At 47.5% G+C, this 14,387-nt stretch carries 8 protein-coding genes; 1 reads left to right on the forward strand and 7 read right to left on the reverse strand.

Annotated features, from left to right (window positions below; all coding sequences use genetic code 11):
• Positions 1 to 99 precede the first annotated feature (99 nt).
• From L3C95_RS32275 to L3C95_RS32285, 3 genes are all read right to left on the reverse strand, one after another.
• Positions 100 to 4,008: a CheR family methyltransferase gene (locus L3C95_RS32275; protein ID WP_236394860.1), complete on the reverse strand. Its 3,909-nt coding sequence runs from the start codon at positions 4,006 to 4,008 to the stop codon at positions 100 to 102.
• 78 nt (positions 4,009 to 4,086) lie between these two features.
• Complete coding sequence (locus L3C95_RS32280) at positions 4,087 to 4,683, reverse strand: chemotaxis protein CheB (RefSeq protein WP_236394862.1); 597 nt, start codon at positions 4,681 to 4,683, stop codon at positions 4,087 to 4,089.
• Positions 4,684 to 4,831: 148 nt separating this feature from the next.
• Positions 4,832 to 5,434 (reverse strand): phospholipid scramblase-related protein, encoded by a 603-nt coding sequence (locus tag L3C95_RS32285; protein WP_236394864.1) that lies wholly within the window; start codon positions 5,432 to 5,434, stop codon positions 4,832 to 4,834.
• A 147-nt stretch (positions 5,435 to 5,581) separates the two neighbouring features.
• Between L3C95_RS32285 and L3C95_RS32290 the strand changes: the two genes are divergently transcribed.
• Positions 5,582 to 5,716, forward strand: a complete 135-nt coding sequence (locus L3C95_RS32290; RefSeq protein WP_236394865.1) for an alanyl-tRNA synthetase — start codon at positions 5,582 to 5,584, stop codon at positions 5,714 to 5,716.
• A gap of 207 nt (positions 5,717 to 5,923) precedes the next feature.
• Here the strand turns inward: L3C95_RS32290 and L3C95_RS32295 are convergent, their stop codons facing one another.
• The 4 genes from L3C95_RS32295 to L3C95_RS32310 form a co-directional block, all read right to left on the reverse strand.
• Positions 5,924 to 7,645 (reverse strand): CocE/NonD family hydrolase, encoded by a 1,722-nt coding sequence (locus L3C95_RS32295; RefSeq protein WP_236394867.1) that lies wholly within the window; start codon positions 7,643 to 7,645, stop codon positions 5,924 to 5,926.
• A 662-nt stretch (positions 7,646 to 8,307) separates the two neighbouring features.
• A complete protein-coding gene (locus tag L3C95_RS32300) occupies positions 8,308 to 9,837 on the reverse strand; it encodes a RagB/SusD family nutrient uptake outer membrane protein (RefSeq protein WP_236394869.1) in 1,530 nt (509 codons plus the stop codon).
• A 25-nt stretch (positions 9,838 to 9,862) separates the two neighbouring features.
• Positions 9,863 to 13,417: a SusC/RagA family TonB-linked outer membrane protein gene (locus L3C95_RS32305; protein WP_236394871.1), complete on the reverse strand. Its 3,555-nt coding sequence runs from the start codon at positions 13,415 to 13,417 to the stop codon at positions 9,863 to 9,865.
• Positions 13,408 to 14,379 carry a FecR family protein gene (locus L3C95_RS32310; protein ID WP_236394873.1) on the reverse strand — a complete coding sequence of 324 codons (972 nt, stop codon included), beginning with the start codon at positions 14,377 to 14,379 and terminating at the stop codon, positions 13,408 to 13,410. Before L3C95_RS32310 ends, L3C95_RS32305 begins: the two co-directional genes overlap by 10 nt.
• Positions 14,380 to 14,387: the final 8 nt, after the last annotated feature.

Raw genomic sequence — 14,387 nt, forward strand, 5'->3', positions numbered from 1 at the left:
TAAACGCGGGCTGTTTGCATAATGCTGGAAATAGTAATGGCCCCCCGGGGGAGCCATTTCTGTGGGTATATTACGCTGGAAAAGTTATTTTATTGTGTCTTACTGTTGTGTTTCAGGAATAATAACATGGAAAGAAGCTCCCTGGTGCTCCACCCCAAACGCCTGAATATCCCCGTTATGGATATCCATGATCTTCCGGCAAAGCGCCAGACCAATACCTGTTCCTTCAAATTTCTCTTTCTGGTTCAGACGCTGGAATATGACAAACAGTTTATCCGCATAGACCTGGTTGAACCCAATGCCGTTATCGGCCACGACGATCCGGTAATAGGTAGGACCCTCGGACAGCGAAGGCAGGTCCTTTAATTCCGCATCCGAGATCTTATTGGCGGTGATGGTAACCCGGCTGTCGCCATCTGTGCCGGAAAATTTCAGGGCATTACCGATCAGGTTATAGAACAATTGGTTCATCTGTAACGGCACTGCATCTATCACCGGCAGTTCGTTCACTTCTATTACTGCGTTCTTGTCTTTGATCAGCAGCTCGAAATCTTCTATGACGTTCGTCACGATCTGGTTGAGATCCACCGGCAGAAATGCATTCTCACCCAGTTCCAGCCGGGAATATGCGATCAGGTCACGGATCAGGTCAGACATGCGTATAGCCGATTGCTTTACCTTGCGCAGGTAGAGCGCCGTATCAATCTTAGTGGTGCCGGGCTTCACGCTTTCCAGCATGTCGGCAAACAGGCGGATCTTACGTAATGGTTCCTGCAGATCATGGGAAGTGATGAAAACGAACTGCTCCAGTTCATGGTTCCGCTTCGAGAGATTGGCATTGGCATCTTCGAGGGCAATGGTCCTTTCCCGCACCTTCCGCTCCAATGCATCTTCCACCATCTTCTGATCGTCAATATCTGTACAGGCACCAATAAAGCCCACAAATTCATCCTGTGAATTGAAGCGTGGTATACCTGAACAGGCCAGCCAGTGGTAAGTACCGTCATGCCTTTTGAGGCGGAACTCTGCATAGAAATTCTTCCTGTCGCGGGAGGAGCGGCTGAAACTGATCTTCCATTTATCGATATCCTCCGGGTGCATAATATCATACCACCCGCTATCCGTATTCTGGTAGAGCGAACGCCCTGTATATTTCTGCCAGGCCTTGTTAAAGAAAGAGAAGGAGCCGTCTTTTTCTGCAATCCAGATCATTGCTGGCGCCGTATCGGCAATCATACGGAAGTAGGCCTCACTTTGCTGCAGATTCAGCTGGGCCTGTTTTCTCTCGGTAATATCGAGCGCTACACCTATCACTCTTTTCGGCGTACCTTCTTCATCGTAGACACCCTGTCCGGTAGCCGCTATCCAGTGAATGGAATTGTCCGGCCATTTAATACGGTATTCCTCCACATACAATACCCGGTTATTCAATGCATATTGAAACGATTCGTCTGCACGCTGCGCATCTTCCGGTAATATCAGCGATAACAATTTCTCATAGGTCAGCTGTGTTTGTGAAGACAACCCGAAATTGCTTCTGAACTGTTCATTACAATGCATCATACCGGAAGACAGCTCCAGTTCCCAGGAACCCAGCCGTCCGGTCTGCAGGGCGAAGTTTAGTTTATTGTTCACTTCCTGCAGGTGCTTCTCAAACTGTTTGCTTTCTGTAATGTCCGTCACCACGCCCAGGATACGTACTGCCGTGCCATTCTCGTCGTAGAAGACCTGCGCCTTGCAGGATATCCAAACCACTTTATCTTCGGCAAGGTTAATGCGGAAGTCAAAATGGAGATATCCGTTGTCTTTACCTGCCAGGGCTGCAGCGATGCGCCCCCGTACACCCGGTGCATCCGCAGGGTGAATAGCTTTGATAAAGCTCTCAAATTCCAATGGTGTGGAAGATGTGATACCAAACAGCTCCCTGCTTCTGTCAGACAGTAACAGCTCTTGTGAAAGCGGGTTAAAATCCCAGGTACCTGTCTTTGTCCCCTCCAGCGCCAGACGAAGCCTTTCCTCGTTGTTACGCACTATTTCCTGTTTGCGCGCAATGCGCTCCCTGGCTTCCCTTACCTCGGTGATGTCTTCTATGGCGATGAGGATCAGTTCTTCTTTCAGGTCCTGAGAAATAATTAACTGACCATTCATCTTAATGGTTCTCAGGCCATTGCCGGTAGCCTTGTATGTCAGTTCATAATTCGCGAAGGGTGTCCTGGAAGTCATCAGGTTCTCCATCAGCGAACGCAGCTCTGACGTGTTCCATTGCTTGTTGCCCAGTTCATACAGCAGTTTTCCTTCCGTCTCTTTCCTTTCCATTTTGAACGTACGATAGAAAGAAGCATTTGCGCTTACTACGCGGATATTTGTATCGAGGATCAGCAGGGATTCGTGTACAGTATTCACGATAGATTCGGCGTACAACCGGGCATTGTTCAGCTGATTATTTCTGTCAACCAGGTCATTGTTGCGGGTGCTGAGTTCATCATTGATCACCTGCAGCTCCTCCTGCGACACTTCCAGTTCCTCATTCAGACTTTTGAGCTCTTCATTGGCAGACTGCAATTCTTCGTTGGTAGCCTCATATGCTTCCGCAACCGCACGTAACTCTTCCTTATAGCGTTGCACTTCACGCTCCAGTTGCAGAATGCGCAGGTTCTTTTCGTCAGTCGTTTCCGGCACATCAGGCTTCCTTGCCTGGAGCTCCCCGCTCAACTCCTGCTGTTGCTGCTGATTGAAGATCACCAGGTAGTAACTTTCATTCAGGTTGCTGATAGGTACCACTTCGAATGAGACATGGAGTGTTGTATTACCCGTTGTGACGGTCAGTCCCTCTTTCCGTACATTCCTTTTGGCAGATTGCGCATGGCTGAGCGCACTCCGCAGACTATGTACGAGATCCCTGTGCGCAAGTTTGAGAATGTTCAGACTGGCTTTTCCAGGGCCATGTTCAAAAAACTGCATGGTAACACCTCTGAACTCAATAATATCGAACTTCTCATTGAGCAGCACAGCAGACGGTGCATACATCGAAAGTATAATACTGTCGGCCGCTTTCTGAGCATCAATATTCTCATCCCTCTCCTGATCAAAGCTTGGTGTCATATGCTTTATTTTTTTATTAGTCGGGAACGCATTCCTGAGCGTCCATTTATCTACATTCTTTTTCAGGTAGATCTTCGTTTTCTTCGATGGCATATCGAAGAGATCGGGAGATCTGTTGGTTTCGGATTTGCCCAGCCACAGAAAACCACGGTCTGTCAGCGCATAGTTGAATATGCTCAGCATTTTTTTCTGCAATACCGGTTGCATGTAAATAAGCACGTTACGACAACTGATCAGGTGCAGATTTGCAAACGGAGGATCTGTCAGCATATTATGGCAGGCAAATACGCATGCATCCCTGATGATGGCCGATATTTCGTAACCTTGTTCCCTTTCTGCAAAAAATTGCGCCAGCCGTGCTGCTGATATTCCCGCTACCTGTGTCTTTGAATAAATGGCTTTACGTGCGGTAGCAATCACGGCTTCAGAAAGGTCTGTTGCAAAGATCTTCACCTTGTTGGAGAAGTGCTCATCTCCCATTAACTCATAAAGGCAGATAGCGATGGAATAGGCTTCTTCTCCTGTAGCGCATCCCGCTACCCATATACGCACCTGTTCTTCCTTTTCACGGGCCTGCTTTACTACCTGTGGCAGTACATACCGCAACAGGTATTCAAAGCTGCTTTCATCGCGAAAAAAGGAAGAGACGTGGATCAGCAGGTCCGCATAAACTATATTTTGTTCATCTTCATTGTCTTTTATAAACGTAAGATACTCTTCAAAGCTCTGAACATTCACAAGCGACATTCTCCGTTGCAGCCTCCGGGTGATCGTGGAAAGCTTGTATTGGAGGAAGTCCACACCCGAAGATTCTGACAGGATCGCTAAAATACTTTTCAATGCGGCATTGGGTGCAGAACCAGATCGCCTCCTGTTCACCTCCCCTTCAGTATGTGTATCCGACATGCAAACAGCTTTACTTAATCTCTGGTCTTTTCAACCAATACTTTAAAACAGCTAAAGATATGTAAAAAACAAATCCGTTCAATTCACACTGGTATCCATTTTCAGGTGCCTTAACAGGAAACGCGCGATGTCTGCCGGTGGCAGGATCGCATGCGGATCGTCTTTAGTAATGGCTGCCTGCGGCAGGATGTTAAAATCGGTCGTGTCCGGGTCCTGCACAATGACCAGTCCGTGATAATCTTCAATCACCTTAATACCTTCAATGCCATCGTTGCCCATACCTGACAGTATAACGCCAATACCATTTTCCCTGTAGGCTTTCGCCATGGATTTAAAAAAGATGTCGATCGACTTGTTAATGATCTCCCGGGAATAACGCCTCCGAACTTTGAGATAACCGTCCTCCACGATCATCATCCTGTCTTCAGCAAGTACATATATGTGGTCCGTCTCCAGCTTTATATCATCTTCCACCCGGTGTACCGGCATATTGGTAAACTTTTTTAAAATAGCGCTGAATCTGCTCTTATGTTCTCTGCCGAGGTGGGGAATTACGACAAAGGCAGCGCCTGTTTTTTCCACGACCTGTTGAAAAAACTCACATGCCGGTGTCAGTCCTCCGGCCGAACACCCGATTCCGATACAAAACAATGGCTCCTGCCTGGTTATATTCATAAGACATGATTTAAAATACGGATCATGTTAAAAAGCAACCTCGTCAAATATCAGGCCATGGAAATGCGTGGAATCGACCCGGAGAGCCCGATATAATAGAAAAGGGATGATACACCGTAATGTACCATCCCTTTCTTCATATCTTTTGTTACTTAGATTCCTTCAGCACCATATCAATAGTGATAGCGCCCGCTACAATGGCCATCTTATTGACATCTTCAGGACACTCCTTTGCTATGGTAACACGGTATTTATCCGCAGTAGTGAACACTTCCTTGAAAGCGCCGGCCCATTTCTTACTGATAGCGCCCAATTCCCTGTCAGCGGAATCAACGATCTGGAAATTCCATGCTTTCCAGTCGCCCTTGATCTCAGCCAGTACAGCACCATTGGCATCCAGGATGTGAAACAGCGGTTTCATAAACTTAAACTTCTGTTTGATACCACCCACTACAACACCGTTCATATCACGGATCTCGATCTTCGACATCCAGAACGTCCAGCCGCGGTGAATAGAAGCCACCACCTGCTCATTTGCATCCGCAATGTTCAGTGTAAACGGGAACATTCTTTTATCGAGTAAAAGACGCAGGAACTTGTGCCACAGCGGTACGACCTGACGGATGTTTCCGATCTGCTGACCGTCCTGGTTAAATACTTTATAAGCATTCGCAAATTTCAACAGGCCTACTTTCTCGTCTATAAAATAATCATCACAGTGAAAGAATTCGGGTAATTTCGTTTGTCCCATGAGGTTTTATCAAGTTGGTTATAGAATGGGCACAAATATATACAACAATTCCTGAATATCAGGATGTTTTGTTATTTTTCCTTACTTATTTTATACAATAGCTGCAATCCCGTAACTTGCAGGGTATTGCCATTCATGTTAACGTATATGGAACAACAGTCTAAACCCGCTCCCAGGAAGAACTTTGTTAAATGGATCAAGCGTATCGGCTTCTGGGGTTTTATCTTCTTCCTCCTGAAAGGCCTTCTGTGGCTGGCTTTGGGTTACTATGTTTTTAAATAGGATATCCACCTGACAAGTATACCATCCGATCGGTATATGATAAGTCGCTACATGCCCCTACCACATGACAGGTACAATCGAACAGCATACGGGATACCGCTACATGCCCATCCTGCCATATGGCGGTACAATTGAACAGCATATGGCATACTGCCAAATGCCCCGCTGCCACATGACAAGTACAACCGAACAGCATAGGACATACTGCTACATGAGGGGTACACTGAAATGAGACTCAGGATAAAACTTCAGTTCCTGCAGTAAGGTATCGAGCAAAGTCTGTTGGCTCACATCTTTTGCCGCACCGTAGTTCTTCTGCCAGTACAGGTTTGACGCCGGACTGATAGTCATTACAATACGGCTCCCCTTTTTCAATTGTTTACAGATCCAGTGGCTGTCATCCAGCGTGATATGATGTACTTCGTTTTGCTTCCAGTAAACAGGTTTTGTCTTATCGATACTTAAAGACAAGCGTTGTACAGTATGTGAAAGCGGCCATTTGTTTCCGTTGGCATCTATCTCCCACCAACTGATCATGATGTCTGCATCGGGTGTACCTGAAGACAACCAAAGGTTTGCAGTGATGGACCCATTGATGATCATATCTTCCTTTAAAGGCGGAGTGCTGAAAGTCAGCAGATATTTCTTCCTGAAAACCCCTTCTGTAATGATAGAACTGGCGCCGTCATAGATCACAATAGTATCATCAACAGGATCAGCAGCATCATAGGAGAATGTCAGCGGCCTCCCTCCTCTTTTCCTTGTGTGTAAGGTTTCTCCCGACTTAACAGGGAGATAGAAAGACAGCGTATCGCGGTTCATTTTTTCTATCGAAGGAAAGTAATGCCACTTGTTCTCTCCCATTGCAAATACCGCGATCCTGTCCTGCAGGAAGGCCGGTTTCTTCCCTCCTTTCAGCGTATAATTAAACCAGTCCAGCACCAGCTGTTTCTGGTCTACCATGGCAACCGTATCGATCTGGTACGGGGGAATGACATTCCTCCGTGGACCTCCCTGTCCGCCGGCGTGATCAAAAGGCCCGATGAAAAGGTAGTGCTGATTAACCCCTTCTTTCGGTCCGTATCGGTTATGCATGTTGTAATAGTGCATAGCACCCCGCTGGTCATCATCGAAATAACCGGTTGTGGTCAGGATGGGGATGCCGATCCGGGAGAACTCCTCCACTGTTGGCGTCATCCGCTGCCAGAAATCGTCATTGCCGGGATGGGTGATCCAGCGTTGAAACACCGTATCCGTTCCGTCTCCTTCCAGGGAATCCAGCTTATTAAAAGGCAGGCCCCGCAAGAGATATTCGGTGTTAAGGTCCTTCCATTTTTTTTCGTTCTGGAAGGTGGCCAGGTCCATGTAGTGATTGTTCCTCACCAGTTTCAGCCATTGCAGGCTGTAGGTAAGAAATATCCCGCCCGGATTAGGATAATCGATGCCCGGTCCTACTGCTACCTGCGGCACAATGGTCTTGAGGGCAGGATGTACTTTCTTCACCGTGGCCCATTGCGCAAATCCCAGGTAGGAACCTCCGTACATACCCACCTTGCCGTTACACCAGGCCTGTTTACTGATCCAGTCGATCACCTGGTAATTATCTGCCGCATCATTCTCCATAGGATAAAAACTACCCCCTGAACGGGCTTTCCCCCTGTTATAGACAAAAACGCCTGCATAGCCGCTATCTGCCACGAACTGTGCCCGGGTGGTATCAGCAGCCATTGGATAACAACTAATCCTTAAAACAACCGGTAAAGGCCATTTAGCACCCTTCTGATACACCAGCATACAGCTCAGCATCGTACCATCCTTCAATGGTACCTGTAAACTACTGTCAGTGACATACTGTTTCGTTTGCGCGGAAAGTGGGCTACAAGGAAAGATAAAGAGGGCTAAGGAAATGAACAACAGACATTTACGCATAGTTTCGATTTGGCTGATCAACAGGAGTAGGTTTATCTGCGATGAATATAGTGAAAAGATGATAAAAAGCAAGGGAGGTCTTTATGGCCGGTGGAAAAGGAACACTGAATGTACCATCAGCTGTAAAGTCAATTCTGCACCTCCGCAATAAAACTGTAAAGTTTTTCTGTAGTAAACCATGCTGTTTAATGCCGTCTTGATACCGCTTTGATACCGCTAATCCTACGTTGATCCTACGTTCATGAACGTAGGATCAACGTAGGATTAGCGGTATCAAAGCGGTATGAAAGCGAGTATCAGGTACATAAAAGTAATCCGATCCACTCCGGTACCAATCCGGTACCAACGGTGTACCAATGGCCTCATCTTATGTTCATCTTACGTTCAAAACGTAGGATGAACATAAGATGAGGCCATTGGTACACCGTTGGTACCGAACCCTTACACAATAAACCGGGTAACAAAACATCAATCAACCCCGCCAGGGGTTGTGTGTTTGTAGCGCGGGGTTTCAACCACCCGGTTCCCAAAAATGGGCACAACCCCAAAACGAAAATGCAACGCCCCGAGGGTCCGGAATACAATTTCCCCGGTCAATAATACGCATAAAAAAGGGGGCGCCCCTTTTACGGAAGCGTCCCCTGTTGCATTCATCTATCGTATTAATATCCTGTATTCTGATACATTCTTACAGGATCTAGTTTATACTCGTCAAACGGAATCGGATAATACCGGTCTTTTGTTGAGAAATTGCTCAACTTTGCAATACCAAAAGACGCCTGGTCTTTTGCATGGAAATAATCCACCAGCTCCTGTGTGGTGAACGTGCGCAGCAGGTCGAACCAGCGGTGATTTTCAAACGCCAGCTCCACACGGCGCTCATGCAGAATAGCCAGTTTCAGTGTGGGGAATTTTGCGCTGTAGGCCGCATCCTGCATAGCGGTTGCATAAGCCGGCATGCCAGCTCTTTCACGCACCATATCGAGGAACTGGATAGCTGTGGCATTGTCGCCCAGGTACATATTCACCTCCGCCAACATCAGGATGACGTCTGCATAACGGATCAGGATAAAGTCGTTACCGCCATACCCGTTCTTGCCTGCGGCATCGCTGACGTCACGGTATTTGGTGATGTACCAGTCCTTCACGTTGCTCGCATTGGCGAAGTGTACGGAGAAATCCTTTCTCAGATCATTGTTCTCATACTCATTGATCAGGTCTCCGGTTACGTTACCACCTACACCGCTGGCGGTTTTCTGTGAGTTGATGGTCTCGCCGTTCGCCTGGTTACTGGCTGCAATATTGGAAGCATACGTTGCATCGCCTTGTTTGTACACGATCTGGAGGATCAGCTCAGGACAAGTGCCTTTTTTATCTACACTGAAAACGTCCGTATAAGGGATCTCTTTCAGCGCGCCGAACTTACGCATGTCGTAACATGCCATCAGGTATTGTTTTGCCTTCGCGAGATTTTCGTCACGCTTGCCATTATCGATGGTAAGCGCCATGGTCAGATATACCTGACCCAGTAATGCGTTACCCGCAGCTTTGGATACCCTGCCAACATTAGTGCCTGTCTGGAAATTGGGCAGGGAACTGTTCACCACATCCAGCAGATCGGCAACGATCTGGCTGTACACGGCAGTATCTTTTGAACGGAAGGTATTAGCCCTCACCTCATCGAGCGTCATTTGTTTTGTTACCAAAGGCACATCGCCCCATTTGCGCACCATGTGGAAATAGATCAGTGCACGCACGAACTTCGCCTCAGCAGCATAACCTTTCTTTGTATCCTCACTGGCGAAAGTGACGTTATCGATGTTGGATAACACCAGATTGGCCCTGGAGATCACCTGGTACATGTCTACCCAGTGCGACTTCAGATAGGTATTGCTTGGCAGCAGCGAAAAATCGCCAAACTGGAAAGGCTCACCGGCGTTCGACTGGTTGTCGTTACGGCCGGTATTGTCAGAACGTTCTTCCGAAAACAGTCCACTGCTCTCCCCGAGCGCATTATTGCTTCTCAGGGCCTGGTAAACACCATTCACGGCCAGCAGTACGTCGTTCTCAGTCTGGAAATAATTACCCACCGTCTGGCTGTTTGGATCCGTCTGGTTGAGGAAATCCTTGTTACATGCGGATGTTGCCAGCAGAGCTGCAAAACCCAGTATAATCGAAATATTCTTCTTCATTCTTTTTTGTTTAAGCGTCAATAGATCAGAAAGCAAGTTTAACACCGGCATTATAGGCACGCACCAGCGGATACATACCGTAATCAACGCCAGGCGCCAGGTTCGGGTTAGTACTGTTTCCGTTAAAATCTACTTCCGGGTTATACCCTTTGTATTTGGTGATGGTGAATGCGTTGTCTACGCTCGCGAATATGGTTGCCTTTGTCACACCCAGTTTCTCCTGTAAGCTGCGGAACCTGAAGTTGTAACCCAGCACAATATTGGTACACCTGAAATATGATGCATCCTGCAGGTAGAAGGTAGACAAGCGGGTGCTGTTACTCTGTGTGCCTGCGCGGGAAGCACGGTATACTTTGCCATTGCCCGGCTGACTAACAGAACGGAAGCGCTGTGCTACATCGGCATACTGGTTGCCGGAACCTTCCATGTTGTACAGGTAATAATCCTGCCCGTCCAGCACCTGGTTGCCGTAAGAACCATTGAAGGAAGAAGAGAAATAAAAGTCTTTATAAGTAGCAGACAGGTTAAAGCCGTAAGTAAACTTCGGATAAGGATTGCCGATCACATCTTTGTCAGCATCGTTCACCACATGATCGCCATTCTTGTCATAGAAGTACAGGTCGCCCGGATGTAAAGGGTTAGAGCTGGAAGCTGAAGGCGCCAGTGTTTTATAATTGGCCTCTGTAGCCACGCCCAGCACCCTGAAACCGTAGAACATACCTACCGGCTGTCCGGCCTGTGTAATGTGCGTCAGATAAGAACGCTCCGCACCTGCGGTGAGGATCGTATTTGCACCTCCCATGTCCAGTACCTTGTTACGGTTCACGGAGATGTTACCGGCGAAGTTCAGGCGGAAATCATTGCCATCTATCACTCTTGCATCCAGCTGTAAGTCAATACCCCTGTTACGGATCTTGGAATCACGCAGGTTGGTCAGCACGGTGGTAGCACCGGCAATAGCGGAGATGGGCTGATTGAACAACAGGTTATAAGAATAACTGAGGTAGTAGTTAGCGATCACATTCAGACGGCCATTGAACAATCCGATGTCCAGACCACCGTTATACTGTGAAGTAGACTCCCAGCCAATCTTCGGATCTTTGATACCACCTGCGAAAGTGCCGGTATTCACGGTACCGTTACCCAATGGCACACCGGTAGGCGTACCCATTACCTGGATAGAGTTGTAGTTACCGATGTTATTATTACCGCTCAAGCCCCAGCTGGCACGCAGTTTCAGTGTAGAATGCTGTCCTAACCAATCATGGTAGAATGATTCATTGGAGATGTTCCAGCCCGCTGCTACTGAAGGGAAGTTACCCCAACGATTTTCAGGCCCAAAGCGGGAAGATGCATCAGTACGGAATGAGGCAGTCAGGTAATAACGGTTATCATAATTGTAGTTGATACGACCCAGGTAAGACACCAGTGTATAGGTATACTTAGAGGCCGTTGTCAGCGTGAAGAGTGCAGCGTCCGCACCTTTAGCGTTCAACTCCTGGATACGATCGTCCTGGAATCCCTGGGCTTTTACTTCCAGGATGTCGCCGGTCGTTTTCTGTACGGTATAACCACCCAGCACATCTAACTTATGCTTGTTAAACTGTTTGCTATAGTTGGCGGTGAACTCACCCAGCTGATCGGTGATGCCGGTGTTCTTCGCTTTTGCGTTCGCGGCAGCCTTTGCCTGTGTGGAGTAAGGTGCATTTACACCGCTACTCAGACTGGTCGGATAATAATAGTCATACTTCTCAGCATAATTGGTCATACCCAGGTTGGCCTTCACAGACAATTCCGGCAGCAGCTGGTAAACAGCATAACCATTGTAGGTACTGCGATTGCCTTTACGACGGATGTTGATCTCCTGCGCAATGGCTAATGGATTTTCAAAGCTGTTATAACCGTAGGTAGCAGACAGCGCAGCCACTTCATTCTTCACAATCCTGCCATTGTCGTCATATGCACGGTAAGTAGGCAGCATCAGCAATGCAGCCATAATCGGGTTATGGTCCCAGCGACCTTCCTCTGTTTCCTTGTTCTGGTTGTTAGTATAGGAAACGTTCATACCCGCTCTCAGCTTTGAGTTGATCTGACCGTCAATGTTTGCACGGAAGTTGATCTTTTTAATGCCAGTATTCAGGATAATACCATCCTGGTTCTGATAGCCGCCGCTGATATAGTATTTTACTTCTTTGCTACCGCCGGAGAATGACAGGTTATGACGGCTGAATATCGCATTGCGATACAGCAGGTCCTGCCAGTCGGTATTGTATTTCGGCTTGATCATTTGCTGACTGGCGAAGTCGTAAAAGGTCGGATCGATCTGCACAGAGTTAGCGTTACCCACTTTCGCCACACGCGTGGCGTTGTCGTCAGAGAACATCGCATCAGTCCACTGTAGCCCTCTGTTTACCACCAGGTCCTGGTAGGAGTTGTTCCTGCCGTCGATCATCAGCTGTGCAAATTCGTCTGCATTCAGGAGCTTTACTTTCCTGGCCAGCTGGTTTACACCTGACTGAATATCATATTCAAACTTACCTTTGCCTTCCTTACCACGTTTGGTAGTGATGATCACCACACCGCCGGCAGCGCGGGAACCATAGATAGCCGCAGAAGCAGCATCTTTCAGGATATCGATAGACTCAATATCCTCCGGGTTGATATAAATATCATTATCCATCGGATAACCATCTACTACATACAGCGGGTTGGAACCGGCATTGATGGAACCGATACCACGTACACGGATTTTCGTGCTGGCATAAGGCGCACCGCTCACCTGCGATACCTGTACGCCTGCTACTTTACCTACCAGGGCCTGCCCTACGGAAGGAGATGTCAGGTTCAACTCACTTGCTTTCACACTGGAAATAGCGCCGGTTACATCGCTCTTCCTGACGGACTGGTAACCGATAGCCACGATCTCTTTCAACTGACTGTTCTGCACTTTCAGTTGTACATTGATCATGTTTTCAGCACCTACAGTTATCTCCTGCTGAGCGTAACCGATAAAGTTGTATACCAGCACATCACCGGTATTGACAGCAATGCTGTATTTACCACCTGCATCGGTGGTCGTATTTTTCCTAGTATTTTTCTCATGAATGCTTACACCGGGTACCGGCTGATTGTTTTCGTCAGTCACTGTACCCGATACTACGATCGGCGTAGCAGCAATGGCAGCCACGGGCAGCACTACTTTTTCCACCACCTTTCTTTTTTCCAGTTTCAGGAAGATGTGGCTCTCATCCACCTGCTTTACTGTACCCTGGTAATCTTTCAGCAGGTCCTGAAATACGGTAGACAACATTTCGTCATCTGCCTTGTAGCTTACAGGTTCCATAGCATTGATTGCAGTAGCATTGTAGCCTACGGAAAGGCCTGTCTTCTGCTCGATAAGCAGGAACACATTTTTGAGGGGCTGATTTTTTACGTTTAAACTGATACGCGCTTTGCGTACGGTAACAGTGACATACTGATTCTGCACATCATTTGCAAAACAGATCACATGAGCAAAAAGAAATAAGACGAGCAGTCGTAACTGCCGCTTTGTTGTTGGCGCATTACATTTTATTCGCATGACGAAATATTGATTTTTATTTCATTGTTGTTTACGACATAAGAGATCCCCGACAGCTGCTGTAGCAGCACCAAAGCTTTGTCCAGCGGTTCGTTCTTTAACTGCAAAGTGTAACGGCAGTTGTGCTTCGCCTTGCCGGCGAGCGTAATATGTGTATTGTATTGTCTCCCTAGTATTACTGCGATCTCTTCCAGTGATGCCTGATCAAAGAATAATTTGTTCTGTTGCCAGCCTGCAATTTCATCGGCTTTACAGGGCTTTAGTTCATGCTTACCCGACGTCGCTTCATAGGTCAGCAGCTGGTTTTTAGTCACACCGGGAGCCAGCACCTCCGTATGGCCCTGCTCCTGTTTCTCGATGCGCACCTTACCATTCAGTACTGCCACCTGTAAGGCCTTGTCCCCAGGATATGCCTTCACGTCGAAAGCAGTACCCAGTACTACTGTGCGGACATCTCCGGTATGTACTATAAATGGCTGTTTACTATTCTGTTTGACATCAAAAGTTCCCTGACCTGTAAAAACCAGCTCTCTTGCACTATCGCCAAAATTAGAGGGAATACGCAGCGTACTGCCCCCGTTCATGGTCAGCGTACTACCATCCGGCAGGGTCAGTTTTTTACGTTCACCGTTTCCTGTTGTAAACGATGAATAAGTGACAGGGACCGGTGCTTTCATATAGAACCTGTATATAAAAAGCAGACTGGTAAGCGCTACCACCAGTACAGCAGCCGCGCTGAGCATGATATATCTTATAGATCCTCCCCTGCGTGGGAAGAGCGTGTGCATCGTATTGACCACCACCTCATCAGCAGCAGTTTTCACCTCCCCGCTATCAGGCAGTTCTTCAAAACTGTCGAACCACGCCTGTATACGGGCAGTTTCCTCCGGTGTACACCCACCGGCACGGTATTTTTCTAAAAGCGCTAACAGCGCGGCTTTGTCTGATGATGATGTTCCCATTCATCAGT

It is taken from the genome of Chitinophaga filiformis, assembly GCF_021646545.1.
In the GTDB taxonomy this organism is placed as follows: domain Bacteria; phylum Bacteroidota; class Bacteroidia; order Chitinophagales; family Chitinophagaceae; genus Chitinophaga; species Chitinophaga filiformis_A.

Coding starts and splice junctions, on each gene's coding strand:
- L3C95_RS32275 (WP_236394860.1), bottom strand. CDS start 4,008: ATGTCGGATACACATACTGAAGGGGAGGTGAACAGGAGGCGATCTGGT.
- L3C95_RS32280 (WP_236394862.1), bottom strand. CDS start 4,683: ATGAATATAACCAGGCAGGAGCCATTGTTTTGTATCGGAATCGGGTGT.
- L3C95_RS32285 (WP_236394864.1), bottom strand. CDS start 5,434: ATGGGACAAACGAAATTACCCGAATTCTTTCACTGTGATGATTATTTT.
- L3C95_RS32290 (WP_236394865.1), top strand. CDS start 5,582: ATGGAACAACAGTCTAAACCCGCTCCCAGGAAGAACTTTGTTAAATGG.
- L3C95_RS32295 (WP_236394867.1), bottom strand. CDS start 7,645: ATGCGTAAATGTCTGTTGTTCATTTCCTTAGCCCTCTTTATCTTTCCT.
- L3C95_RS32300 (WP_236394869.1), bottom strand. CDS start 9,837: ATGAAGAAGAATATTTCGATTATACTGGGTTTTGCAGCTCTGCTGGCA.
- L3C95_RS32305 (WP_236394871.1), bottom strand. CDS start 13,417: ATGCGAATAAAATGTAATGCGCCAACAACAAAGCGGCAGTTACGACTG.
- L3C95_RS32310 (WP_236394873.1), bottom strand. CDS start 14,379: ATGGGAACATCATCATCAGACAAAGCCGCGCTGTTAGCGCTTTTAGAA.